Origin of the sequence: Lacticaseibacillus mingshuiensis (genome assembly GCF_016861785.1) — a bacterium.
Taxonomy (GTDB): Bacteria; Bacillota; Bacilli; order Lactobacillales; family Lactobacillaceae; genus Lacticaseibacillus; species Lacticaseibacillus mingshuiensis.
The window spans coordinates 41171-67921 of the sequence record NZ_BOLS01000009.1 but is presented as its reverse complement, the minus strand read 5'-3'; the positions used below and the strand labels follow the sequence as shown (position 1 = coordinate 67921).

The 26751-nt window shown below is 55.8% G+C and carries 16 protein-coding genes; 11 read left to right on the top strand and 5 right to left on the bottom strand.

Going from position 1 to position 26751, the window contains the following annotated elements; translation table 11 throughout:
* Positions 1-60 precede the first annotated feature (60 nt).
* From JUE67_RS07055 to JUE67_RS07040, 4 genes are read right to left on the bottom strand one after another with little or no spacing between them, the layout of a single operon-like run.
* Positions 61-828: an ABC transporter permease gene (locus JUE67_RS07055; RefSeq protein ID WP_203626590.1), complete on the bottom strand. Its 768-nt coding sequence runs from the start codon at positions 826-828 to the stop codon at positions 61-63.
* On the bottom strand, positions 825-1718 hold the full coding sequence (locus JUE67_RS07050) for an ABC transporter ATP-binding protein (protein ID WP_203626591.1): 894 nt from the start codon (positions 1716-1718) through the stop codon (positions 825-827). The genes JUE67_RS07055 and JUE67_RS07050 overlap by 4 nt, the downstream gene beginning before the upstream one ends.
* The gene (locus tag JUE67_RS07045; protein WP_203626592.1) at positions 1715-1927 is read right to left on the bottom strand and encodes a PLDc N-terminal domain-containing protein; all 213 of its coding nucleotides are present in this window, start codon (positions 1925-1927) and stop codon (positions 1715-1717) included. The genes JUE67_RS07050 and JUE67_RS07045 overlap by 4 nt, the downstream gene beginning before the upstream one ends.
* The gene (locus tag JUE67_RS07040; protein WP_203626593.1) at positions 1920-3053 is read right to left on the bottom strand and encodes a helix-turn-helix domain-containing protein; all 1134 of its coding nucleotides are present in this window, start codon (positions 3051-3053) and stop codon (positions 1920-1922) included. Before JUE67_RS07040 ends, JUE67_RS07045 begins: the two co-directional genes overlap by 8 nt.
* 270 nt (positions 3054-3323) lie before the next feature.
* On the opposite strand from JUE67_RS07040, the gene nagA reads away from it, so the two are divergent.
* Together nagA and JUE67_RS07030 are read left to right on the top strand one after the other, a co-directional pair.
* Entirely contained in the window at positions 3324-4487 is a 1164-nt protein-coding gene (gene nagA, locus JUE67_RS07035; RefSeq protein WP_203626594.1) for an N-acetylglucosamine-6-phosphate deacetylase, read from the top strand.
* 531 nt (positions 4488-5018) lie between these two features.
* Positions 5019-14438, top strand: coding sequence for a mucin-binding protein (locus JUE67_RS07030; RefSeq protein ID WP_203637092.1), 9420 nt, complete (start codon positions 5019-5021; stop codon positions 14436-14438).
* 262 nt (positions 14439-14700) lie between these two features.
* Here the strand turns inward: JUE67_RS07030 and fba are convergent, their stop codons facing one another.
* A complete protein-coding gene (gene fba / locus JUE67_RS07025; RefSeq protein WP_125697697.1) occupies positions 14701-15582 on the bottom strand; it encodes a class II fructose-1,6-bisphosphate aldolase in 882 nt (293 codons plus the stop codon).
* Positions 15583-16063: 481 nt separating this feature from the next.
* Here fba and JUE67_RS07020 point away from each other — a divergent pair, with 481 nt between their 5' ends.
* The 9 genes from JUE67_RS07020 to JUE67_RS06980 all read left to right on the top strand — a co-directional run bounded on the left by JUE67_RS07020 (position 16064) and on the right by JUE67_RS06980 (position 26749).
* Complete coding sequence (locus JUE67_RS07020; RefSeq protein ID WP_203626596.1) at positions 16064-16531, top strand: CopY/TcrY family copper transport repressor; 468 nt, start codon at positions 16064-16066, stop codon at positions 16529-16531.
* Positions 16532-16715: 184 nt separating this feature from the next.
* Entirely contained in the window at positions 16716-18920 is a 2205-nt protein-coding gene (locus JUE67_RS07015; RefSeq protein ID WP_203637103.1) for a heavy metal translocating P-type ATPase, read from the top strand.
* Positions 18921-19740: 820 nt separating this feature from the next.
* A complete protein-coding gene (locus tag JUE67_RS07010; RefSeq protein WP_203637091.1) occupies positions 19741-20661 on the top strand; it encodes a hypothetical protein in 921 nt (306 codons plus the stop codon).
* Positions 20588-21295 carry a hypothetical protein gene (locus tag JUE67_RS07005; protein WP_203626598.1) on the top strand — a complete coding sequence of 236 codons (708 nt, stop codon included), beginning with the start codon at positions 20588-20590 and terminating at the stop codon, positions 21293-21295. Before JUE67_RS07010 ends, JUE67_RS07005 begins: the two co-directional genes overlap by 74 nt.
* A 379-nt stretch (positions 21296-21674) precedes the next feature.
* Entirely contained in the window at positions 21675-22256 is a 582-nt protein-coding gene (locus JUE67_RS07000; RefSeq protein ID WP_203637090.1) for a histidine phosphatase family protein, read from the top strand.
* Entirely contained in the window at positions 22256-22825 is a 570-nt protein-coding gene (locus tag JUE67_RS06995; RefSeq protein WP_203626600.1) for a histidine phosphatase family protein, read from the top strand. The genes JUE67_RS07000 and JUE67_RS06995 overlap by 1 nt, the downstream gene beginning before the upstream one ends.
* Before the next feature lie 56 nt (positions 22826-22881).
* Positions 22882-23832: a LacI family DNA-binding transcriptional regulator gene (locus tag JUE67_RS06990; RefSeq protein ID WP_203626601.1), complete on the top strand. Its 951-nt coding sequence runs from the start codon at positions 22882-22884 to the stop codon at positions 23830-23832.
* A gap of 368 nt (positions 23833-24200) precedes the next feature.
* A complete protein-coding gene (locus JUE67_RS06985; RefSeq protein ID WP_203637089.1) occupies positions 24201-24416 on the top strand; it encodes a hypothetical protein in 216 nt (71 codons plus the stop codon).
* 653 nt (positions 24417-25069) lie between these two features.
* Positions 25070-26749 carry an alpha-glucosidase gene (locus JUE67_RS06980; RefSeq protein WP_203626602.1) on the top strand — a complete coding sequence of 560 codons (1680 nt, stop codon included), beginning with the start codon at positions 25070-25072 and terminating at the stop codon, positions 26747-26749.
* The last annotated feature ends 2 nt before the right edge of the window (positions 26750-26751 follow it).

Genomic DNA, 26751 nt, shown 5'->3' with positions numbered 1-26751 from the left:
AAATTCAAAATGACCCTCGCCGCTGTCAAAAACGGTGAGGGTCATTTTTATGTGGAAAAATTACAGCCGTTTCTCTTCCAACACGCGCACCGCGGCCCATGTGAGCAGGGCCGTCGCGACAATGGTGATCACGATGGCCGGCGTGTAATGGCTGAGCGTCTCGCCGCCTGTGGTCAGGGTCATGTTATCGGTGAGTAGCGACAATGGGTTGAAGCGCTGGCAACTCTTGAACAGGTTTAGAATCGCGAGTCCCGCGTAAGCGCCCACGCCGGTGAGCAGCCCCGCCGCACTATTTTGCCCAAGGCTGGAGCCGAAGATGAGGACGGCGGAAAGCAGGAGGCCGAACACGAGGAGGGCGACCAGGCCGGCGAGCAGGTGTGGGGACTTGTGATCAGGAAAATAATAAGCGGTATACGCCCAGCTGATCAAAAAGGCGAGGGTGACGCTGCCGAGCCAGGTCAGGATGGCCAGGGCGACTTTGCCGAGGATCACGGCCCGGCGCGGGAGGCCTTTGGTGACGAGGTTGATCAGGGTGCCGTCCTTGAGCTCGCCGGAAACGCTGGTGCCAAAGACGATGGCGAAGACGAGCAGGCCGATCTGGCTCATGTTTTTGTAGTACTGGGTCCAGCTGGCGGCGGAATCGGCCTTCGGAATGAGGGCGCTCAGGGCCGCGGTCGCGCCGGACAATTTGAGAATCTCGGGAGTCAGCTTTGCCATCAGTGGCGACAGAATCCCGAGCGCGGCGAACACCACCAGCATGATCAGCGCGCGCCGGCTTCGCCAGAACGTCAGACATTCTTTTTTGAAAAATAGCCAGCTCATGCTCATCTGATCACCTCCATGAAGACTTGATCGAGCGTCGGGTCGACGCGGGCGAAAGTCAAAGGCGCCACGCCGGACTGGGCCAGCGCCGCCATCACCTGGGTGGCGGCAGGGGCATACTCGCCGGTGTAGGGCAGGGTGAGAGTGGTGGTGTTTGTCGCCGGGACGTTCAGGATCTTGGCTGCGGTGGCCGTTTCCGCTTCAGTTGCGAAGGTCAGGGCAATGGCGGCCTGCGCGTATTTATTTTTCAAATCGGCAAGGGGGCCTTGTTCCTGGAGGACGCCGTCGTGCAAAATGCCGACGTGGTCGCAGATGCGCTCGACGTCGGTCAGGATGTGGGTGGACAAGACGATGGTCAAACTGCCGCGGAGGCCGCTAAGCAGGGCCAAGAAGTCGTTGCGGCCGGCGGGGTCCAGGGCGGAGGTCGGCTCGTCGCAGATCAGAAGCTGCGGCTTGCCCAACAAGGCCTGCGCGATGCCGAGGCGCTGCTTCATGCCGCGGGAAAAGCCGGCGATGTGGCGGCGGTCATCGGCGAGGCCGACTTCATGCAGAAGCGGCGCGATGTCGGCGGGGTCGCCGCTCGTGATGGCCGCGCACAGGCGCAGGTACTCGCGAGCGGACAGGTCGCCATAAAAAGCCGGGACGTCAGGCAGGTAGCCGATCAGTTTGTTGGTCGGGGTGCGGCCAAAGGTGACGGGCTGACCGAACACCTGCAGCGTGCCGGCATCGGGACGCTCGAGCCCGAGAATCAGGCGCATCGTGGTAGTTTTGCCGGCGCCATTTTCGCCGATGAAGCCAAAAATTTGGCCGGGCTCGACGGTGAGATCCAGGCCGCGCAACACGTGGTGGTCGCCAAACTGTTTGGTCACGCCGCGTAGGTCAAGGGCGGCGGTCATGCTTTTTCACCACGCCCGAAGACGAAGTAAACCACCGGGCCAACGAGTTGAAAGAGAATCACGATGGCGAGCCAGAGGGCCTTGTTGCCGAAGCGATAATGGGGATGGCGCAGGACGTGGACGACCGCAGTCAGCATCAGCGCGACTTCCAAGATGATCAGCGGAATGAAAAATGGCAGGTATTCCATGAACAATTCTGAGTTATGCATGGGCAAACGTCTCCTTGAGTTGAGTGAAGCGGGCGGCAAGCGGCGCCTGCGCGGGCTGCGCAAGCAGGGCGGCCAGTGGCGGAACGGTAAACGGCACATTGGGCAATTCGTGTAGCAGTTGATCGGCGTTGCGCGGCAATTGCCCGCCGAGGTCGGTCTGGGCGAGCCAGTCATCGATCTGGTCAAAATAGGCATCGCCATGCAGGCCAAGGGGCAGGGTCATCGTTTCCAAGAGGGCGGCGTAACGCTGAAGGTCGGCCAAGGCTTCGGCAGTGGCCCCGCCGATCGCCCGGGCGCTGGCGCAGGAGATCAGGAAGTTCACGAGCAATACTGGGCTGAGGTCGGCGATGTGAAACGCGTCGATCAGCGCCAAGCCGCGCGCTTCGGTGGCCGCGACTTGGTCAGGCTTGCCGGCGATCAGCTGGGCGTAATTGGTCAGCTGGCTGAGCAGGATGGTCACGTATTGATACAGCGCGGCCTGGGTGGTGGTGATGGCGGCCTGGGTCTCGCCTTTGACCTGATGCGCCCAGGCAATCAGCGCCTCGGTGGGATACGTCTCGGTCGCGGTCTCACCAAGCAGCGCCAGCACCTCGTCCGGTTGATTCAGCTGCAGGTCGCAGTAGGCCTCGGCCGCGCGGGACTTGGTCAAAACGGTGGGGTCGCTGCTGAGCTGTTGGCAGCGCTGAAACAGATCGCGCGCCTGGGTGACATACGTCTGAGTCTTTTCGCTGGCATCTTTGCCTGGTAATAGGTCAAAATGGTTGAGGATGAGCTGGCCAACCTCAAACAAAAGTGGCGCGCAGGAATAATAGCGGCGGGTGAGGTCTGTGATCGAGGTGAGGACTTGGGTGGCCGGCTGGGTCTGAAAGGCTTTGCTGAGCTGGGAATAGATTCGGCGAATCTGCTCGGCGGACAGCTGTGCGTCGTAGCTGAGCAGGGTGTCGATGCTGACGCCAAAATACGCGGCCAGTAGCGGCAACAGCGTGATGTCCGGAAACGTCTGATCTTTTTCCCACTTCGAGACCGAGGCCTTGGAGACCCCAAGAAAATCCGCAAGTGTTTGTTGGGTCACCGCCTTGCCTTGGCGCAGGGCCGCGATCTGTTGGCCGATCTTCATGGCTGTCATGTGCCCACCTCCTACAATTAAAATGATACCGTGTTGGCTGCCTTCAGTATAGCGAGTGGTTGTTGATTAAGCGATGACAAAATCAACTTCCGCGATACACTGGGCGACGCGATTTTCGGTGATGTGGCCATTAATATAGAAGAAATAATTGGCACAAGAAAACTAGTCTTCAGTTATCGATTTTTTGGTATAGACCAGAAACGGGTTTCATGCTACACTGGACGTGGTAAATGCCGCAGAACGTTGATTACAGATAGGAGCAGATCAATCATGAGTTATTGGATCCATGCAGATAAGTTCTTCTTGAAAAACAACACCGAGATCGGCGGCTGGCTTGAGGTCACCGACGACGGCAAGTTTGGCGCGTATGTGCCGAGCTACGGCAAGCAGCCGGCTGGCGAGATCAAGGATTACAGCGGTCGCTGGATCGCGCCAGGGCTGGTCGACACTCATATTCACGGGCTGCTCGGCCATGATGTGATGGACAATGATTGGGCCGGCATCGAAGAGATGTCTGAAGGCCTGCTTCAGACCGGGGTCACGGCTTGGCTGCCGACCACGTTGACCGGCTCGTTTGAGCAGCTCAATGACGTCTGCAAGACCATCGGCGACCATGCCGGCGAGGAAAAAGGCGCGAAGATCAAGGGTATCCACTTCGAAGGCCCATTTTTCACCGAGGAACATAAAGGCGCCCAGAACCCGAAGTATTTCCGCGACCCGTCGATCGAGGAATACGACGAATGGCAAAAGAGTGCGAAGGGCCTCTTGCAAAAGATGTCCCTGGCCGCTGAACGTGATGGTGCGGTGCCGTTCATTCAGCACATGGCCGGCGATGATGGCAAAGTCGTAGCGCTGGGCCATTCCAGTGCGACCTTCGAGCAAGCCAAGGCCTGCATTGAAGCCGGTGCGACGATGTTCTGCCACACGTTCAACGCGATGAGCGGCTTGACGCACCGTGCACCTGGCATGGTCGGCGCCGCGATGTACATGAAGAACGTCGACGATGAGCTGATCGCCGATGGGCACCATGTCCGGCCAGAAGTCATTTCTGTGCTGGTCAAGGAAAAGAGTGCGGAACATATCGCGCTGGTCACCGACTGCATGTCCGCTGGCCTGCAGCCGGATGGCGACTACATGCTGGGTGAATTCCCAGTTGTTGTCGCAAACGGCACGGCGCGCTTGAAGGACGAGACCCACAACTTGGCGGGCTCCATTCTCCAGCTCAAGGACGCGATCAAGAACGTTGTCGACTGGAACTCCGCAACGGCTGAAGAGGCCGTCAACATGGGCGCCTATGTGCCTGCGAAGTCCGCGAAGATCGATGCCACCTGTGGCAGCATTCTTCCTGGCCGCGACGCTGATTTCCTGGTCCTGAACCCAGACATGAGCCTGAGCGAGACCTACCTGGATGGCGAGAGCCGTTACCAGGCATAACCTTTTTTGAAAATTGCGAGGCGCATCTTCCAATCTTGGGGGATGCGCTTTTTCTGTGCCGTTTTTGGTGTGAGTTGATTATAATTTTTGACCCGTCTTGGGGGTGGTCGTGGCGGGTGAATTTTGGGGTCTGGTCGTTTTCGCAGACAAAAATGATGGCAGAATTCAATTTTTTTGAAAATTGGCCCGATTTTGGGTGTTTTGTTAATTAGTGGCACGTAGTTATTTAAAATTGAAACGGGGACGCGGACACATTTCTTGACAAGCCGTGGCGCCCGTGAGTGACCATGACCACAAAAGTGTGGGTTGAACGGTCTAGACGCAAATTTAGCTGGCGGGAAATTAGTTTTTTTCTATAATGTATCTTTTCGCCCCACTTGTTTACAAAGTGAAGTTATTTCAAATCGAACAAAAATATTTTTCGAAATTAGACATTAGCTGATTTTGATCTTGGGTAATATGTACTCGAATAGATATTTATAAATTGCGACAACACAAGGCAGACGCCATCTCAAAATTGGGGGACTATTTATGCAGAATACACATAAGCGGTTGGATCAGCTCACTAACGATGAAAAGCGCCATTTCAAGATGTACAAGATGGGTAAGGTCTGGGTCACGGCCGGGATCTCTCTGATCTTCTCGGGCGCAATGGTGATGCAGGCGCCTCAGCTGGTGGGAGCTGAGACGCAGGCACCGGTTGCGGCGGCGACGAGTGCGGCTGCGAGTTCGGCGACGAGCGGGATTGACGCGGCGACGAGCTCGGAGACGGATTCGGCGGTGGCCGGGACGGATTCGGATGATTCGAAGGGGGTTGTCGAGGCAACCACTTCGACTTCAACCACGGACAGCGCAGACGCGGGTACAGAAGCCACGGCGGAAACGGGTACTTCCGCAGTAACGCCCGGCACGACTGAAACTTTTACCGATAACGTGACCGCTTCTGCGGACACCAGCGCAGATACGGCTACTTTGGCGTCTGTCGCTTCTAGGAATGCGGCGGCACAAGGTCAGTCTCAACTGAAGACGCAGGTCGCGGCGGTTGCTGCGGCACAAACGGCAACTGGGACGGTGAGCCTGGATCGGGATACGATTGGGAACGATGGATATAATGGCAATGTGACGCTGACCTTTGCCATGTTTGCGCCTGCCGGGACTAGCGCGACGTTTACGCTGAACTTGCCAGCCGGGGATACTTATTCCTACGACAGCGAAATTGAGAAAATGCCGGCCGCGGATGGGACGACCACGACCAAGAAGAATGCGGACGGCTCGATCACGGTGACCAACGTTCTGAGTCATGGGGGCAATTTCTCTCAGGAGATCGTGCTTCATGAATATACGAACGGTTTTGATCGCTCGGCCGGTTTGACTGAAGTAGGCACGACGGTCAAGTCTTTCACGTACACCATTGATGGCGTTGAACAGACGCCGGTGACCCTGACGCAATATTTCACCCCGGGCCTCGACCTAGATACGCCGACACTGAAGTATCCTTCAAAAAATACGGATGCCTTGTTGCCGGATACGACTTATGTTTTTTCCATCGGCGCAAATGAATGGAATGGGGTCCAAGACCAGGGCGGCTCGCATAGTCGGGTCAACTCGGCTGTCAATTTTGGTGGTACGACGATCACGATTCCTGTCCCGGCTGGCTTCACGCTGGACAGCGACCTAACAAATAAGCTGAACGTGTTCACCGATGGCACGACGATCACCCAGGACGTTCCTGGTGGGGATGTGCTCATCACAGTTCCGGCGAAAAAAGGGGGGCAGACCGACTCCAAGCCCTATTTATTGGCCGGCGCATTTGAAGTTGCCCAAACGTCGGAAGAACAGACTCTGACTGCGGCAGGCAACGCTACTTTTAAGCAGATCACCAATGCAGCCGGCGATGTGCTGACCGATGAGGCAGATAACCCGTGGCAGGTTGTCATTGCGGCGGCTGACTCAGAGATTCTGCTGGGAAAGGCGAGCGTGACCGCCAAGGGTAATAGCAACAATGATCACAGCAAGATCTTGCTCGATACCGATGACACCAACGATGCGGGTTATCTGGAAGGCTACACGTTCAGTACCTCTTCAATCGCTGAACTGACCGACGCCAAATTAACGATCACGATTCCCAATGGCTTTGCAGCGACCAGTGTGGTTTTGCCAATGACGAACGCGGGCAAGGCTGGCGCGGATTATTTGCTGAGCATTCAGAACTACCAGTATGTCCTGACGTTGGCGGATGGCACACAGATGAGTGGCGTGGCGGCTCCTGGCGAGACGTTAACAACTACCGGAAGTGCGATTCGAACGATCGAGCTTTCTCCGGATCTGTTGGTGCCGGGTACTGTGAGTGGCGCCGCGAACTCCATGAAAGGTGACATCGGTGGCATTTATGTGACCGGTAAACTGGCGACTACCTATGATGATGGCACGCCGGTCAACCGCGGTGATCAGCTGAAAACAACGATCACGTTGACTAGCGCAGGCCTACAAACGGCAACGGTGACCCAAACTCAGACTGTGATCACGGCGGAAGACACGATTGCACAAGTCTCGATCTATGTGAATCAATCGACGAACGAACCAGGGGCCATCAAGGCGGGACTGATCAGTTTGTCGACGACGGGTGATGCCGGACAGACCGCGTTCAGCGTGTTTGAACCGATCTATTACTATGTGCTCCCAGCGGCCACGACATTCAATGGTGTCTCAGGCGTTGATCCGGCCGCAACGGTGACGGAATACACAACCGAGGATGGCCGGCGCGGCATCAAAATCGACTATACCGGCACCGGCCTATGGGTCACGACTCAGGAGACTGGCAAGGTCCAGGTCAACCTCAGCAACAGTGCCGATGCTTTACCAGGCGATTATCCATATGAAGCCTATGTGACCTCGCCGCTTGTCAAGCTGACTAATTCGAAAAAACCGTCTGATCTGAGTTTGACTGATGGCGACGAAAACGCTGTGATGTTTTCAGATCATAAGGTCGCCGGCCCTGGCACTTGGGGAATCGCCTCTGTTGCCACCTCCAAGATCGTGCCGCTTGCGCAGGGCAATGTGGATGGGGATGCGGTTTTGACCGGGGCCCAGGATGTGTTGCTTTCAACTGGGGACGTCGCGAATTTTCTGACGATGATGAACACGTCTGATAAAGGCGTCAGTCATGCGACCGCGCTGATCAACCTGCCGCAAGTTGGCGATAGTAATGGCTCCACGGTCGATGGCCACCTGACTGGGCCGGTGAAGGTGCCGACGACGTATGCGGATGGCACCGAGATACCGGCTGGAACGGTCACGGTGCTTTATTCGACGACCGCGCAGACACCGGTGACGGGCGGCGAGGGCACGCAGCCGAGCACCGCGGGTTATGTCACGGCCGACCAGATCACCGATTGGTCAACGGTCAAATCCGTGATTCTGCAATACACCCAGATTCCGAAGAACAATTCTACTGACCGGATCGAACTGGACTGGAACGTCGATGATCAATTCGACGAGATCGGCGGCGTCGGCTACCTGCAGACGGCGTACTATGCGGATTCGTATCAGCCGGATCTTTCCGTTGCCTCGACTTCTGCCTCTGTTGCCTTTACCGCAAACGCCGAAGTGACGGCCCGCCTGCATTATGTCGACGACAACGGCACCGACCAGTATGTTGACCTGCCCGATCTCGCAAAGACTTACCAGGCCGCGACGGATACCATGGCTGAGACCGATTTTCCACAGACGCTCAACGACACAGACACCGCGCTGATTCCGGCTGGCTACGAGCTCGTTGAAAATTCGCGCAGTGTGATCAACAGCGATGATGACTACGGGACGCATGAGAATCTGACGGCTACGATCGGCGGGCTGGCTCAGTACTATTTTAATAATGATATTGTGCAGTATGAGCTCGTGGCGGAACAGGCGGCGCAGATCTCGTTTATTGATGATGCACTTGAAACGACGCTTGAGACGAAGACGGTCCATGGCGGGTCGAATGAAACCAGCACGTATTCGGCGGCGGACGCGATCGCGGCATACGAGGCGCAAGGTTACGCGCTTGTGTCCAGCGACGTGCCGGCGACGCTGGTGTTTGACGACGACGCAAACGCGCTTCAGAGCTTCACCGTGCATCTGACACATCAGATCACGACTGGCACTGCGCAGACGTCGCGCACGATTCATTACCAGATTCTGAATGCGGACGGCACGGTCGCAGACGACCAGACCCAGGCCCCAGCTGAAAAAACGCAGACGATCGACTGGCACACGGTGACGGACAAGGTCACGGGCGAAAGCTATGCCACGGCGCAGGACTATTATGACGCCGTCTCGACACCGGGCGTGACAGGCTACGACGCAAGCGAGGCCGAAGTCGCGGAAGCGCGGCTCGGCAATGTGGCGTTGAGTGAAGCGGTTGATTCGGACGTCACGGTGACGTATACGCCAGCCGCCAAAGATCTGACCATCGAATTCGTCGATGATGATGCGGACGGTCAGGTCGTGGGCGATACTCAGACGATTCCGGGCGCCACCAATACGCCATATGACTGGACGGCGGGCACCTTGCCAACCGGGTACAAGCTGGCTGATGGGCAAGTCACCAGCGGCACCTACCCATTCACTGTGGATGGGACTGGGTTGATTCAGATTCATCTGAAGCACATCATCACCTACAGTTTCAAGACCACGACGGACCTCATTCAGTATCAGATCAATGATCCGGATGGAAATGCGGCTGCTGATCAGTCACTTGCACCTGATGAGGTGGCTAGGAAGACCCTTTGGACAGTTGTGACCGACGAGGCAACAGGCAAGAGTATCGCAACGGCACATCCGTCCTATAAACCGTTTGTTAGTCCAGAAATTGAGGGGTACCATCCGAGCCTAGAATCGATTGCAATTTCAAGTCAAACCTCGACGCCATTGGCTAACGTGACAGATGGACCGACAACGATTGTGTATTACTCGCCGATGCCCCGGCAGCTGACGCTCACCTATGTGGATGATGATGCGGCGGGCAAAATGGTGGGCAGCTCGCAGCCGATCGATGGCGTCACCACCGAAACGGTTGATTGGAACACCAATGACAAACCGGCTGGCTACGCATTGGCCGGTGGGCAAGACGCCGCGGGCAGTTACACGCTGACTGGTGCGGCTGATCAGACCATCACGGTTCATCTGACCCACATCATCACCAACAGCACGAAGACCACGACGCGCACGATTCATTATCAGATCAATGATGCGGATGGAAATGCGTCGACTGATCAGACGCTTGCACCGGTCGATGCGGTTCAGGAGATCACGTGGAAAATTGTGACCGACGAGGCGACGGGCGAAAGCGTCGCAACGGCGCAGTCTGCCTATGCCCCAGTGACGAGCCCAACCGTCGCAGGCTATACTGCAGACTCAGCTGAGGTCGAGACCTTGCCACAAGGGTCGCTCCCGACTGCGGAAGTGACGAATGCGGCGGACGTGACAGTTGCCTACACGCCAGATAGCAAGGCTTTGACGATCAAATATGTCGATGATGACCTAGATGGCAAGGTTGTGGCTACCTCCGACCCAATCGATGCCGTCACCAACGAAAACGTGGACTGGAACACCGACGACAAACCGGCGGGCTATACGTTGGCCGCGGGGCAAGATGCCGCGGGCTCATACACCTTGACCGATGCGGCTGATCAGACCGTAACAGTCCACGTGACGCACATCATCACGAACAGCACGCTCACCACGACGCGCACCATTCACTACCAGAGCATCAAGGCGGATGGCACGCCGGCAGCCGACCAAAGCGGTGCGCCGACCGATGTCACTCAGGATATCACGTGGAAAATTGTGACCGATAAAGCCACAGGGGCGAGCTTTGCCACCGCACAGTCGGCGTATGCCTCGGTGATCAGTCCAACTGTCGCGGGGTACACTGCGGATACGCAAACGGTCGGTGTTTTGCCTCAAGGGGCATTGCCGCTGGATGAGGTCGCAAACGCGGAAGATGTGCTGGTTGGCTATGTGCCAGATAGTCAGACCTTGACCCTGACTTACGTTGACGATGATCTCGGCGGCCAAACTGTTTTGAGCTCGGATCCAATTGATGGGGCGACGAACGAGACTGTTTCTTGGAACACCGAGGACAAACCGGCTGGCTATGCATTGATCGATGGGCAAGATGCCAGCGGGTCGTACACTTATACGGCCTTCAACAATCAGACAGTAATCATTCATCTGAAGCACCTCATCACCAACGGCACGAAGACCACGACGCGGACGATTCACTATCAGATCAACAATGCAGACGGGACGCTGGCGGCCGACCAATCCAAGGCCCCAGCGGACAGCCTGCAGACGATCGAGTGGCACGTGGTGACGGACCAGGCGACTGGCACAAGCTATGCGACGGCGCAGGACTTCTATGCGGCGGTCGCGAGTCCACTCATTGCGGGCTACGAGGCTGAGTCGCCTGAAGTAGCGGCTTTGCATCAGGGCAATGTTCCTGTCGAAGAGGCCAAGGATGTGGCTGTCACGGTTGCGTATACGCCAACTGGCCAGACTTTGACGATCGAATACGTCGATGATGACGAGGGCGGTCAGATCGTGGGCGCTCCGAAGGCGGTGGCCGGGGTCACGGATCAGGTGATCAACTGGAATACGGATGATCTGCCGGATGGTTACGCTTTGGCTGCGGACCAGGATCGAAGCGGCGCCTATACCGTTACTGCGGACTCTGATCAGACAGTGAAAATTCATCTGAAGCACATCATTTCCACCGGCACCATCACGACCAATCGCACCATTGATTATCGGCTCAACGATGCAACTGGCGCGCCGGCCGCTGATCAGTCTAAGGTGCCGATGGATGTGATTCAGAGGATCAATTGGCACGTGGTCACCGATGAAGCGACTGGCGAAAGCATCGCAACGGCACTGGATGCCTATGACGCGGTTGTTAGTCCGAACGTTGAGGGTTACACACCGTCCACAGCCGCGGTCGCCTATTTCAAGCCAGGCACGTTACCGGCGGATGAGGTTAAAAATGCACCGACGCTGGCTGTTGTGTACACGCCGATCACTCAGCAGCTGACCCTCATCTATGTGGATGACGATGCGGCTGGCCAAAAGGTGGGCGAATCGACGCCATATGCTGGCGCCACCGACACAACTGTTTTGTGGCAGACGGATGACAAGCCAGCTGGATATGTTTTGGCAGACGGGCAAGCCGCAACCGGCACGTACGAATTTTCCGCGGCAGCGGACCAGACCTTGACCATTCATGTGAAGCATTTGCTGACCAACAGCACGGCCACCACCACACGCACCATTCACGCGGTGGCTGGCGTGGGCGTTGATGCGGCCACACTGCCGGCGGACATCGTGCAGACGATCGACTGGCAGATCGTGACCGATCACGCGCTTGGCACGAGTGTCGCGACGCCGCAAGCAATCTACGCGGTCCAAACGCTGCGCTCGATCAGCTTGGGGAATGGCGAGACGCTGATTCCAGATCAGGCCCAGATCGCGCAGGCGGTGCCGGGCGCGACGACGGATCTTTCAACGCTGACTGACGCCACTGTGGATGTGACGTACAGTCTGTTGAAAACGCCGACGACGGATCCGCAAGTCTGGATCAAGGAGGAGAACGACGAACCCGCTGTTTCGGCCGGCCACTATACGATCAACTTTGTCACGTATGACGGGACGATCGTTGGGACTGAGACATTCGACGGCAATGCGGGAGACCTGCATCAAGTTGTAGCGCCATCTGGTTGGAGCTTCGCGCCGGGTGTGGATGACAATGTCGAATTGACCGACACGCCGGAAACGCCGATCACGAAATTGGTCGCGGAGCCGGCTGGCCAGGTCCCGAATGATGGTACGCAAGCTTGGCTCAATGATGTTAATGAAGACGCGCCATCTGCGGAAGAATATACTGTCAACTTTGTCACGTATGATGGGACGATTGTTGGTACAATGACGCTCGATGGCAACGTGGGGAACCTCTACACAGTTGATGCCCCGGATGGCTGGATCTTTGCGCCGGGTGTGGACGGGGATGTTGAGCTGACTGACACACCGGAAACGCCGATCACGAAATTGGTCGCGGAGCCAAAGGGCGTTGAGACGACGGACGATCCGCAAGTCTGGATCAAGGAGGAAAATGGCGAGCCGACTTCTGCAGAAACGTATACCGTCAACTTTGTCACGTACGACGGGACGGTCGTTGGAACTGAGACATTCGATGGCAATGCGGGAGACCTGCATCAAGTTGTTGCACCATCTGGTTGGAGTTTTGCGCCGGGTGTGGATGGCAATGTTGAATTGACCGACACACCGGAAACGCCGATCACGAAACTGGTCGCGGAGCCAAAGGGCGTTGATACAACGGACGATCCGCAAGTCTGGACCAAGGAGGAAAATGGCGAGCCGACTTCTGCAGAAACCTACACCGTCAACTTCATCACCTACGATGGAACGGTCGTTGGTACCACAACTCTCACCGGTAATGACGGGAACCACTTCACGGTGGATGCCCCGAATGGTTGGAGTTTTGCCCCAGGTGTGGATGGGGATGTTGAATTGACCGACACGCCGGAAACGCCGATCACGAAACTGGTCGCGGAGCCGAAGGGCGTTGAGACAACGGACGATCCGCAAGTCTGGACCAAGGAGGAAAATGGCGAGGCGACTTCCGCAGAAACGTATACCGTCAACTTCGTCACATACGATGGGACAATTGTTGGCACAACGACGCTCGATGGCAACGAGGGGAACCATTTCACGGTGGATGCCCCAGATGGTTGGAGCTTTGCCCCGGGTGTGGATGGCAATGGTGAATTGACCGACACCCCAGAGACCGCGATTACGAAACTGGTCGCGGAGCCAAAGGGCGTTGAGACGACGGACGATCCGCAAGTCTGGACCAAGGAGGAAAATGGCGAGCCGACTTCCGCAGAAGCGTATACCGTCAACTTCATCACCTACGATGGGACAATCGTTGGTACCACAACTCTCACCGGTAATGACGGGAACCACTTCACGGTGGATGCCCCAGACGGTTGGAGTTTTGCCCCGGGTGTGGATGGAGATGTCGTATTGACCGATACGCCGGAGACCGCGATCACGAAACTGGTCGCGGAGCCGAAGGGCATTGAGACGACGGACGATCCGCAAGTCTGGACCAAAGAGGAAAATGGCGAGCCGACTTCCGCAGAAACCTACACCGTCCACTTCGTCACATACGATGGGACAATCGTTGGCACCATGACGCTCACCGGCAACGCAGGGAATCACTTCACTGTCACCGCGCCGAATGGTTGGACGTTTGCGCCTGGCCTCGATGGGGATGTTGAATTGACTGACACGCCGGCAACTGCGATCACGAAATTGGTCGCGGAGCCAGCTGGTCAGGAGACGACCACGAATCCACAGGTGGAGACGCAGGTACCAATGACCGATGTGCCGACTGTCAACCGCTACACGATCATCTTCGTTGATGAAAATGGCGATGTGGTCGACTCCCTAACAATGGATGGCAAAGCTGGTACGACGCGCACTGTAACGGCGCCGGCTGGTTGGCATTTTGCACCGGGTACTGACGGCGATGTCACATTCACCGATACGCCGGAGGAAGTGATCGCACTTGATGTCGTGGCAGACTCAACTGGCGATCAGCCTTTGGCGGACGATGCGGCGGTTGAAAATGGGCCATCTTTGCCGCTGACTGGCGGTGCTGGAACTGGTGATGCGGCGGGGAAGGCTGCGGATCAACCTTCGACCCAACCGACAGCATTAACGTCAGGCCAGACCGCTGGCGCAAGTGCCGGGCAGTCGAGTCAGAATGTGGCGAATAATAAGACGCTGCCGCAAACTGGCGACAGCCACAACAATGTCCTTGCCGTCTTGGGTGTCACTTTGTTGAGCTTGCTGGCCTTGGCCGGCTGGCGGCGGAAGCGGGAAGACTAGACGCCGCGCTGGATACCCCCAATTCCAGCTGGCCGCTCGTGTCGACTCACTTCACGCAAAGGTAACTGTATACATGCGCGCCACCTCCCTTGGGCGCGCGCCAAAAAAACCAGCGATCGCAGTTGACCGCTGGTTTTTTGGTGTATGTGGGTGATGCTGGACGAGAATCCAGGACGACAATGGTGAGTCAGACGGACACTATTTTTCCTGGGGACAAAAAAACACCGAGGCCTAGACCTCGGTGCGCAGTCGCAAGAAGGGATTAGATCTCTTCTGGGACCATCTTAACTGGGCGAGTGCCCATCCAGCCACTGATCTCCTTGAAGGTGTCAGTGATGGCCTTGGTGCCAGGTGCCAGGAGCTTGCGAGGGTCATAGCCCTTGCCTTCCTGATCCTTGTTCGCCAAGATGTATTCGCGAGTTGCCTTTGCAAAGGCAAGCTGGCATTCGGTGTTGATGTTCAGCTTGGAAATGCCCATGGAGATGGCCTTTTCAACCTGATCCTGAGGAATGCCGGAGCCACCGTGAAGGACAAGAGGCAGATCAACGGCGTCAGCGATCTCTTGCAGACGGTCGAAGTGCAGGCCCTTCCAGTTTGCCGGGTACTGGCCGTGGATGTTGCCGATGCCAGCAGCCAGGAAGTCGATGCCGGTTGCAGCCAAGGTCTTGGCTTCTTCAACAGAAGCAAGTTCGCCTTCACCAACAACGCCGTCTTCTTCACCGCCGATGGAACCAACTTCGGCTTCAACAGAGATGCCCTTGGCGTGTGCCAACTTGACGATCTCCTTGGTCTTCTCAACGTTTTCTTCGAACGGCAGATCATGGCCGTCGAACATAACGGAGTTGTAACCAGCAGCAATCGCTTCCTTAGCAGCTTCGTAATCGCCGTGGTCCAAGTGAATAACAACCGGAACGGTGATGTTCATTGCTTCTGCTTCAAGTTCGATGAGGGCTTTGCAAAGCTTGTAGCCGCCCATGTACTTAGCAGCGCCCATGGAAGTCTGGATCAGGATCGGGACATTGAGGTCCTGAGCACCCTGAAGCAAAGCACGGGTCCATTCAAGGTTGTTGGTGTTGAACGCACCGATAGCGTAGTGACCCTTACGAGCCGCTTGGAACAATTCTGTGCCGCGTACGAATGGCATAAGTGTAATTCCTCCTACTGTAAACAGAATTTTGACAACTTCATTTTAGCATATATTTTCAGAATGTGCCGGTGGTTTTTACCGCGTGTTTCATAGAACGAACTGGCTGCTACAGCGCCGGCGTTGGCAGCGCATTCATGATTTTCACCTAAAATGGCAAAACAATGAGCAGCTGTTTTTCACTGTGTCTGTCGCCGTATCGGTACAGTTGAAGATACAGCTTTGCGGGGCAAAATACGAGGCGGCCGGTGGCGTCGGGGCGTGTTGGCGGCTGCTGGGTCGGGTGCAGCTTTTGAGAAGCAAAAACTAAAAGAGGGTGCGCTACCCTGATCTGGCGAGCGCCTGGCCAGCATCGGGAGCGGGTGGCTTGCTATGATGAAAATGTGGAATACAAAAATATTTATCTTTGTCGTTGACAACTGTAAACGACGTGCTATTCTAGAAATGTGATCTACAACTGTAAACGAAAGAGGGCGCCGCAATGAATGACACAGATACGATCGAAGAGATCACCCCGGCGGAATGGGAGGTCATGCGCATCATTTGGACGCTTGGTCAAGCTTCAGCCCACCAAGTGATCGATCTGCTTCAGCAAAAGCGCGACTGGTCAGATTCGACGATCAAGACGCTGCTGGGCCGCCTGGTGAAAAAAGGATTGCTTGAGACCAGCAAAGACGGCCGCAGTTTCATCTACAAGCCGCTGATCTCGGAGACCGCGGCGATGAATGGGACGGCCAGCCAACTATTTTCCCATCTTTGTGCGATGAAGCGGGGCAAAACGTTGGTCGAGCTGATCGAAACGTTGCCGCTTTCGCGCGGCGATATCGAAAAGCTGCAGGCCGCGCTGGCAAAGAAGCTGCCGGACGCACCGGAAATGGTCGACTGCGACTGCCTGCCAGGTGGGATGCAGGAAGCTGACTGCAACTGCAAGGAGGACCAACATGACTGACGATATGAAAGACAAGAAGCCGATGGGCGAGATGACACACGACGACATGGCGGACATGGACCACACGAAGATGGCTCATGGCGACATGACGGGGATGGCCCACGACGATATGAATATAGCTGATAAAGAGATGGACCATATGGATATGAGCCATGGGGATATGTCTGACATGGACCATAGCCAAATGAGCCACGATGAAATGTCTGGCATGGACCATAGTCAAATGAGCCATGATGAGATGCCCGGCATGGACCATAGCCAAATGAGCCACGACGAGATGTCCGACATGGATCATATGAAGATGGATCACAGCGAGATGAACATGGATCATCATGATATGAGTCATATGGATATGAGCCACGGCAATATGGCCGGCATGGATCACATGAACATGGACCATGGCGACATGGACATGGCGATGCCGGGTGGCGGCCACATGCACATGAGCAATTTCAAGCAGAAGTTCTGGGTCTCGTTGATCGCGGCCGTGCCGGTGTTCGTGTTGTCGCCGTTCATGGGGCTACACCTGCCGTTTCAGTTCACCTTCCCTGGCTCCGATTGGATCGTGTTGATTCTTTCGACCTTCCTTTATATTTATGGCGGCGAGCCGTTTCTGTCAGGCGCGAAGGCGGAGCTGAAGGACAAGGCGCCGGCTATGATGACCCTGATCGCGATGGGCATCTCAGTTGCTTATATATATAGTATCTACGCGTTTATTGCCAATCATTTTCTCTCGCCGCAGGGCCATGTGATGGACTTCTTCTGGGAGCTCGCCAGCCTGATCGTCATCATGCTGCTGGGCCACTGGATCGAAATGAATGCGGTGATGAGCGCAGGCAACGCGCTGGAGAAAATGGCGGCGCTTCTGCCAGGGTCCGCGCATGTCGTCGATAATGGCACGACGCGCGCCATTCCGCTCAGTGATTTGCAAGAAGGGGCCACGATTCAGATTCTGGCCGGCGAAAAGATTCCAGCGGATGCACGCATTATTTCTGGGACCAGTGCGGTCAATGAAGCACTGGTCACCGGTGAGGCCAAGGCGGTCGAAAAAAAGGCCGGCGATACCATCATTGGTGGCGCGGTCAATGGTAACGGGACGTTGACGGCTACAGTCACTGGGACCGGCGAAAATGGGTACCTGGCACAGGTCGCCAAACTCGTCAGTGAGGCCCAGGCTGAAAAGTCCAAGGCTGAGACGATGGCAGATCACGTTTCCCGCTGGCTGTTTTATGCCGCAATGGCAGTCGGCCTGATCGCATTTTTCACCTGGCTGGCCATCGATGGGCTGGACACTGGGCTTGAGCGGATGGTGACGGTGCTGGTCATCGCCTGTCCGCACTCCCTGGGGCTCGCCATTCCGCTGGTCGTTGCGCGCAGTACTTCACTCGCCGCGACGCATGGCCTCTTGATCCGCGATCGGCAGGCGCTTGAATCAGCGAAAAACATCGACACGATTCTCATGGACAAGACCGGGACGCTGACTGAAGGCGTCTTCAAGGTCCACACCCTGGCCGCGTTTGGCGATGCCGATGAAAAGACGGTGCTTGCTGAGTTTGCCGGCCTGGAACAAAGCTCCAGTCATCCGCTGGCAACTGGCATCTTGGATGAGGCAAAGGCGCGCGAAGTGACGCCGGCTTCCGCTGAGGATGTGCAGGCGCTGCAAGGTGTTGGTCTGACTGGCACCGTGAATGGCCGCACGCTGGCGATCGTCACGGCGGCTTATCTGGATGAAAACCAGATCGTATACGATAAGGCGCAATTCAAGACGCTTGCGGGTGCCGGGAATTCCGTCAGCTATCTGATCGAAGACAAGACCGTGCGCGGGTTGATCGCGCAAGGAGATGAGATCAAGCCGGCCGCGAAGTCGTTTATTGCGCAACTGAAGAAAATGGGCATCACACCGATCATGCTGACAGGGGACAACCAGCCGGCTGCTGAAGCCGTTGCTGCCCAGCTCGGTGGCCTCGAAGTTCGCGCCGAACTCAAGCCCGAAGACAAAGCCCGTATCGTGAAGGAGACGCAAGCCGCTGGTCACACTGTGATGATGGTCGGCGACGGAATCAACGACGCGCCGAGCCTAGCTTCCGCCAACATCGGTGTGGCGATCGGCGCAGGGACCGACGTGGCGATCGACTCGGCCGATGTGGTGTTGGTCAAGTCGGATCCACAGGACATCTTGAATTTCCTGACCCTGGGCCGTGCGACCTCGCGCAAGATGACACAAAATCTCTGGTGGGGCGCTGGCTACAACATTCTCGCCATTCCGCTGGCGGCCGGTGTGCTTGCCGGTGTCGGCATCATCTTGAGCCCAGCAGTCGGGGCGTTGGTCATGAGTCTTTCAACGGTCATTGTGGCGATCAATGCCATGACCTTGAAGATGACGGCTTAGCAATTGCGTTGACGACAAAAAAGACGTTTCGAGTTCTGCGTGTGCTTGCGCAGAGCCGAAACGTCTTTTTTTGTCGTTCTATGTTTGTCCCAGTTGGGTATAGTGCCCAAAATTCGGCCGAATTTTTGTGCATGTTTAGATTTTTCGTCGATTCTCACTTTTTTGGAAAAAGGTCAGAATCGAAAATGAATATTTTGGCCCCTATGTACAACAAACACACCGGTCGAGGTGTCGTTTTAAGCATTGCCAGTGTGTTTGCGTGATTTTAGATTAGGATACTGCGGGCGCCTTGTTTGTGGGGCTTGGCGCGATCAGATTTCAACGGCGACAGCGTGATCAAGGCTCGATGCTTACTGCCGGACAACGGTGGTACTGATGGAACTGTAGAGCGGGTAGAACGATAGATCTGTGAAACACCCACTCACCTAATTTATGACACCACTGACTCGGATGCCCTTCATAGCAGCTACTCTAGGTTTGCTCGAGGAATCCCTCCCCGCTGGGTCCGCCTGTCTCCGGGAGATCAGTTCGTGTGGCCACACCGAACACCCTTCCACTGTGGCTATAATATAGCACCAGCCAAAAGAAACTGTCAACTTTTTACATCCAAAATAAAAGCGCTTTAAACGCTGACACAAAAGGACTTCTTGCATGACACGACAGACGACGAATTATTTTTTTAAAATAACTAATTCTCAAACAGAGTTCGATCAGAAATGCACAAGCATATTGTGTGACAAAAAAGAAATCAGAGACTACACTTTTCCCAAACAATCAAAAGGGGGAACGGTCAATGGCGAGGCTGAGGAAGACACTCACATTGTATGTGTGGATTCTTGACGCCGGTGAGTACGACGTCTTTGATCCAGAGAGTGGAAGGGTCACGAAACGGTTGTTTATTGAAATGGGGATGGACCTGGCCCAAGCGGGTGATGCGGATCCGGTTCAGATGATGCCGACACGTGTGTTTGTTGAAGTCACACCAGCATTGCACACGAAGAGAGAACCATTCTGGGACGTTGCCACGTTATTCCGTTTCACGGGTGAAGTGGCAACGGGCGTTATTGCCGCAGATCCTGAGACGCGCAGTCAGTTGGAAAAGACAGCGTCACAGATCACTGAGAAACAGTATGGCGTAGAAGCTAGTTGGCTCGGACGGATCGCCAATGCTGGATGGGTATCAAAGGCAAAATCTGCACAGCTTGAGAGAGTGTTAGCACGCGTGAAGGAGGGTAGGCTAACAATCAGCGAAGCCGTCAGCGTCCAGGAGTCAGTTTTACGAAGTGAAGGTGGCAGAATTCGCGGATCTCTCAAGAAAAAGGCTGCCCGCGAAACAGCCATTGTTCAAGACGCCCTGCGTAAATTGCCGCCGTCACGCTATCTTCTGCTCAATACGCGCGGCGTGAAGGCGCTCTGGCTTGCGCGCCAAACGGACATCCCGAAAGTCGCGCCATATCCGGGGACGTATCAGGTGGAAGACCAAGTATTGGCGCGGCGGGTGTGGAAGATTCACTGGCAGGCATTGTGGCGCAAAGCCCAGCGCGTGCCCTTTTTCAATGGCGGTGGCTGGATCCCAGGACGCAAACCTGAGCATCACTGGCCGGAAGCGGGACTACCCGCGAATGAAAATGAACTGACAAATTGGAAACCGATAACGGAGGCGGAACATGTTCTCACAAAACTTCAAAGCGATGTTGAGCGGCGTGATCACCCGGGGGTCGACGGAGGTGATGATCGGTAAAAATAATCGTCTTTTCCAGAGAGATATCCAGCATCTCAATGTCGATGCAGGCAGCGTTGACCCGATTGACCCGTTACTAGACTATTCAGGCAGGTTCGATGACGTGTGGATGCCATTTGACGCAAACGTCTTTTCCCTTGAGATCGGGATCGGCGATGTGGCTGATGTGACCGGGACGCTGGCGAATATGCAGGTGATCGATCCGGCAAAGGGTCCAGAGTTGCTCAAGCGCGACGCAAACTTGCGGCGGCGGTTGATCAGCGAGGTGCAGGGGTTCGCGAAAGACGATGATAAGAAAAAGCCGGTGGTGCTCGCCGCCCAGCGGTTTGCCAATCACCAGATCACGTTTGATGAGATGCAGCGCGCCCAAGAGCAGTTCTTCGGCGGGCCGACCCGCGTGCCAAACGACTTCAAGCGTAACATGACCAAGCGCTTGGCTGATTGGCAGGCCCTGGTCGCGGATGAAAAAGCGGCGACGATTATTCAAGAATCGGTCATCAAGATCAGCGAGGTCGATTACGAAAACAACAATGACATCTCAGATGCACTAGTCGTTGATGTTCAACGCGCCTTTTCGGAGCCCGCGTATGCGCACCAGATGTTTTTGAAGTGGAGTCAGAACCAGCCAGAGTAGGGAGGTCATACCGCTCAGGTCTGATAAGTAATAGGAAGGGATAAGTGAGGGAACTGGGACAAAACTTTTGTTTTGTCCCAGTTCCTGTATAGTGCACTAATGTTACAGCAGTGTCGTGGGCCAAATGTCCGGGTCCGAGCAGCTAAGGTCCCAATCACCCGGTCCAAAGTTCGGACCTGGCGCTTGGAACACTTACCTGTCGGGCCCAAAAGCGACATTTGTCCCACTTCCCTTTTTGAATCGAGGAGAGAGTTGCACGATCCAGCGTTTCGGCTTGTGCCCAGGAGCAATCAGGGCACAACCGCCACCTTCGCCATTCTGCACCCGCCCGCAACGTGGGGTATACTGGAGTCATTCACGCAAAAGGAGTCGATCATTGTTGCAGACCGTATATCTCATGCGCCACGGCCAAACGGTGTTTAACCAAGAAGGCCGCATTCAGGGCTGGGTGGATTCGCCGCTGACCGCAAACGGCATCGCCCAAGCCGAAGCCGCCCGCGATTGGTTTCAAGACAACGGCATCACGTTTGGGGCGGCGTATGCGTCGACCGTCAAGCGCGCGCAGGACACGTTGAAAATTGTCACGGATCAACCATTCACCAAGCTGGATGGGCTGCGCGAGTGGCATTTTGGTGATCTTGAAGCGACAATCGGGCATGTCGACCTCGCCAAGTCTTATGGGGACTATTTTCTCAAGCGCGGTGGGGAAAGTCAGACGCAGGTCCAAACGCGGATGGGGTACACGATGCTGACGCTGATGCAGCGCGAAGAGGCGGCGTCAACGCTGGTCGTGTCGCATGCAGGGGCGATTCGCAACTTCATGGTGTTGTGGCGGCCGGAAGATGAGACCGAATTGGCCAACCACTTGCCGAACTGCGGCATCGCCGAATATGCGTTTGACGGGACACTTTTTCACTTCAAACGCGTGATCGATCCGGTCAAGGAAAAGGGGCTCAGGTAATGCAGACAGTATATCTGATGCGGCACGGCGAGACGTTGTTCAATGTGCAGGGCCGCATTCAGGGATGGTGCGATTCGCCGCTGACGGCCAAGGGCATTCAGCAGGGAAAACGGGCACGCGATTGGTTCCAGCAGGCAGGCATCCACTTCGGCGCGGCATATTGTTCAACCGCCGAGCGCGCTGCGGACACGCTGGAGTTGGTCACCGCTCAGCCGTATACGCGGGTCAAGGGCCTGCGCGAATGGGGCTTTGGTGAGTTTGAGGCGCAACCGGAATACCTCAACCCGAAGATTCCGTATGGCGACTTTTTTGTCCCGTATGGCGGGGAGAGTGAGACGCAGATTCGGGCGCGCATCGGCCAAACGGTGTTGCAACTGATGCAACACGAACCGGCGGAAACGACGCTGATCGTGTCGCATGCGGGGGCGATTCGCAATTTCATGAGCCTGTGGCCGCAGCCGGATGGGGCTCAGCAAAAAAAGCGCCTGCCAAATTGCGGCATTGTGGAATATCGCTTCGATGGCAACGCATTTTTCTTCCAGCGGCTGGTCGATCCGGCGCAGGCGTGAAATTTTCACCAAGCAGGGCTGCCATCGTTGTAAAATAGACGCGAGGGGGCGTTAACGTGATCACATTATCGGATGTCGCCAAGAAAGCAAATGTCTCGAAGATGACGGTGTCGCGGGTCATCAACCACCCAGGGCAGGTGACAGATGAGCTCAAGCAGCTCGTCTTCGCGGCAATGAAAGACCTCGATTACCGGCCGAATGTGGCGGCGAAGGCATTGGCCAACAACCGCAGCCAGGTGATCAAGTTTTTCATTCTGGAAGATATCGACACCACCGAACCCTACTATATGAATCTGTTGTTTGGCATCGCCAAGGGCCTGGATGAAAAGCAGTACGCGCTGCAGCTGGTCACGAGCCGCAATTATGACCTGGGAAACTCGGATGGCTACATCATCACCGGTGCCCGGGCCAAGGACCAGGAATGGCTCGACCGGCTGGAGAAGCCCGCGGTAGTGTTTGGTGAAAATCGGTACGGGTATGATTTTGTCGATACGGACAATAAACAGGGCACGACCATGGCCACCGAATACGCAATCGCCAAGAATTATCAGTCGCTGGTGTTCATCGGCATCGATGTGAAAGAGGCGTTCGAATATTCGCGCGAGGCCGGCTTCATCAACACCATGCAGCAGCACCAGATGATTCCGAAGATCTACCGGATGGCCAACCACAGTCATTTATCAGAACAGTTCATCAACGACAATTGGCAAAAATTCGCTCGCAACACGGCGTTTATTTGTGCCAGTGATCGGCTGGCGATCGGCATTGTCCGGGGCCTGGCGCATCACGACGCAGCCATTCCCAATGATTTTGGCGTGTTCGGCTTCGATGGCGTCTTTTTGGATCAGGTCTCCAATCCCAAACTCGCCACGGTCAAGCAGCCGATTCAAGAGATCGGCCGGCTGTGCGCGCGGATGTTGTTGCAAAAGATCGCGCAGTCTGGCTCGCCACAGGGAGAACTGCTGGTGACACCGGAGCTCGTGATCCGCGACTCGATGCGAAAATAAGTTTGATGAGACGCAAATACGCCACTTGCGGGGAGACTCGCAGGTGGCGTATTTTTTTTGTCTTAACCGCCTGCATTTTGGCTTGGCGCGATTTAGTGAGAGCATGGCAAGTCAAGTAAGTCGCCATACAAAAAGCCGCTCACGCTTCCACAGCTAGCGGCTCTTTGAATTAATCTGTGGGATCACCATACGATGTGAGAGAGGTTCGCTCTCGAAGGCGCGGTCGACACCCGGGCTCTTTTTGTATGGTCATCATCTCTAAAACTAGAGTAACATGGACAGCTGCGAATGTCACCAGTTGGCTTGAGGGGCTAGTGTAAAAAATTTAGCGTATCAATTCTGTTTGAAAAGCAATCTAGAAGTCGACTGTGTTTGTTATCTATATTGGCGTTTTTCCCTTTTATATAAGGAAATATTTTTCTTTTATTGTTCTTTTAAACGACCGTTCTCTGGTATACTATGAGCAACACAGTAAGAGCGGTGATCCCCCGGGAGGAGATGATGCCGATGCAGTGAAACATTCTGCTATCGCTGAAATCTTTGAGAAAGGAGGATATTTGTCCCTGTGGCGCATTTGGCCATAGTGACTCTCGCATGCGTGTTTACTCTGGTGTGCCTGCTTCGGCAGCTACTAGAGGAATGCCTGTTGGTGGTGCAATTATTGGCCGCCTGCACCCAGGCGTGGCGCGATTTTGCGAGAGTAAGGCGAGAGAAATAATTCGTCAGACACAAAAAGCCGCCTAAGCTTTCCACAGTTAGCGGCTTTTTGAACTGATGTAGTGGGATCACCATACTATGTGAGAGAGAGTCTTCTCGGGGGCGCGGCTGGTGACCGCGCTCTTTTTGTATGGTCATCATCTCTATAAATAGAGTAACATGGACGATCCCGATTGTCATCAGTCGTATGCGAGAGGTGCCGAAACAATCGTGACAGTCAACTGGTGGGAAAAGGGAGGAGAACATAAACGTCTCAAGTACCCGAGCCCAGTTAGCTGCCCACCCCAAAAGCGCTCGGCTCCGCACCCTTCAGTTGGGCTGCGCCGAGCAGGGGTGGGACATCTAACTGTCTCGTGCACTCGGGGCTAAGAGCGCCCCAAGCACCCGAGCCAAGTTAGCTGCCCACCCCTAAGCGCTCGGCTCCGCACCCTTTCCTTTTGTTATCGCTAACAGGCGCTTGCTGGTTGCTCCAGCTGGCGCGTTTTTTTACGCTTAGGAGGAACAAAGAGAGGGGATAACTATGGCGAAGTGGTTTGATAATGCGGTGATCTACCAGATCTACCCGAAGTCGTTTCAGGACAGCAATGGCGATGGCATCGGCGACCTGGCGGGGATCCGCCGGCGCATTCCGTATCTGGTCTCGCTTGGCATCAACGCGGTGTGGCTCAATCCTGTGTTTGTGTCGCCGCAAGTGGACAATGGCTATGATATTGCGAACTATTTTGCCATCGACCCGGCGATGGGGACGATGGCCGATATGGAAGGGCTGATCGACGACCTGCACCAGCACGGCATTCACCTGATCATGGATTTTGTGCTCAACCACACGTCGGATCAGCATCCCTGGTTTCAAGACGCGATCGCCGACCCGAAGAGCATTTACCGCGACTACTATCTGTTCGCTGGGGAAAATGGGAAGCGGCCCAATAACTGGGGCAGCTTTTTCGGTGGGTCGGTGTGGGCGCCAGATCCAGCGGGCACGGGGCAGTCGTATTTTCACCTGTTTGACAAGCACATGCCGGATCTGAATTGGCAAAATCCGGAGGTGCGCCATGCGATGGGCGATGTCGCCGATTTTTGGCTGAACAAGGGGGTCGATGGGCTTCGGCTGGATGCGTTCATTCACATCGCCAAGGCGGATCTGCGGCAGGACTTTCCGCTGGCCCCAGGTGAAAAATCGTCGGTGGTCGCCGAGCCATTTTTCGCCAATCTGCCGAATGTCCAGGCGTGGCTGCGGCCGTTTTGCGCGCAGATCAGGACGGATTACCCAGACACGTTTTTGCTGGGCGAGGCGGCAAGTGCGAATGTCAATTTGGCGGTGGATTATACGAGCAAGCATAACGGGTTGATGGACAGTGTGATCACGTTCCGGACGTTTGCCGATGACGCCAGCCAGGTGGATCCGCGGATTCCGGCGGGGATGCAGCCGCAGCCGATGGATATTCCGGGGTTCAAGCAAAATCAGGTGACGTGGCAACAAACGCTCGCCGGGGTGTCGCTGCCGGTGCTTTATTGGAACAATCACGATATGCCGCGGGTGGCGACGCGCTACGCCAAGCCCGGGCCGCTGCATGACACGCAGGTGAAGAGTCTGGCGATGCTGATGTACTTACAGCGCGGGATTCCGGTGATCTATTACGGCGAAGAGCTCGGCATGGAAAATATGGCGCTGCCGGATCAAGCGGCGTTCAAGGACTTGAATGTGGATGACTTCTTCGCTCAGGCTAAGGCGGCGGGTTACGAAGACGATGCGATCTTGACGATGGTCAATGCGACGCACAAAATGCCGGCGCGCGGGCCGATGCAGTGGGAGACTGGCGCCAACAGCGGATTTTCCACGTATCAGCCGTGGCTGGATGGCCAGCGCGACGAGACGCGCAATGCCCGCGATGAGGAAGCGCAAGGGGGTAGCGTGTTACACTTTTATCAGGCCCTGATTAAGTTGAAAAAGACGCCGTTGTTCGCAGGCGGCGATGACTTTTTGCAGACGACGGATGATCGCAGTTATGTGTATGAACGGCGGCTTGATGGCGCCCGCGCGCTGGTGGCGATCAACTTGACGGATCAGCCGCTGACGCTGGCGGCGCCCTCTGCTGGGGCCACGGCGCGCTTGACCGCTGGCACCGCAACGGTGAGCGGCGATCAGCTCACGCTCAGCCCGTTTGCTGGGGTGGTCTATGTTGAAGAGATGGAGGACTAACA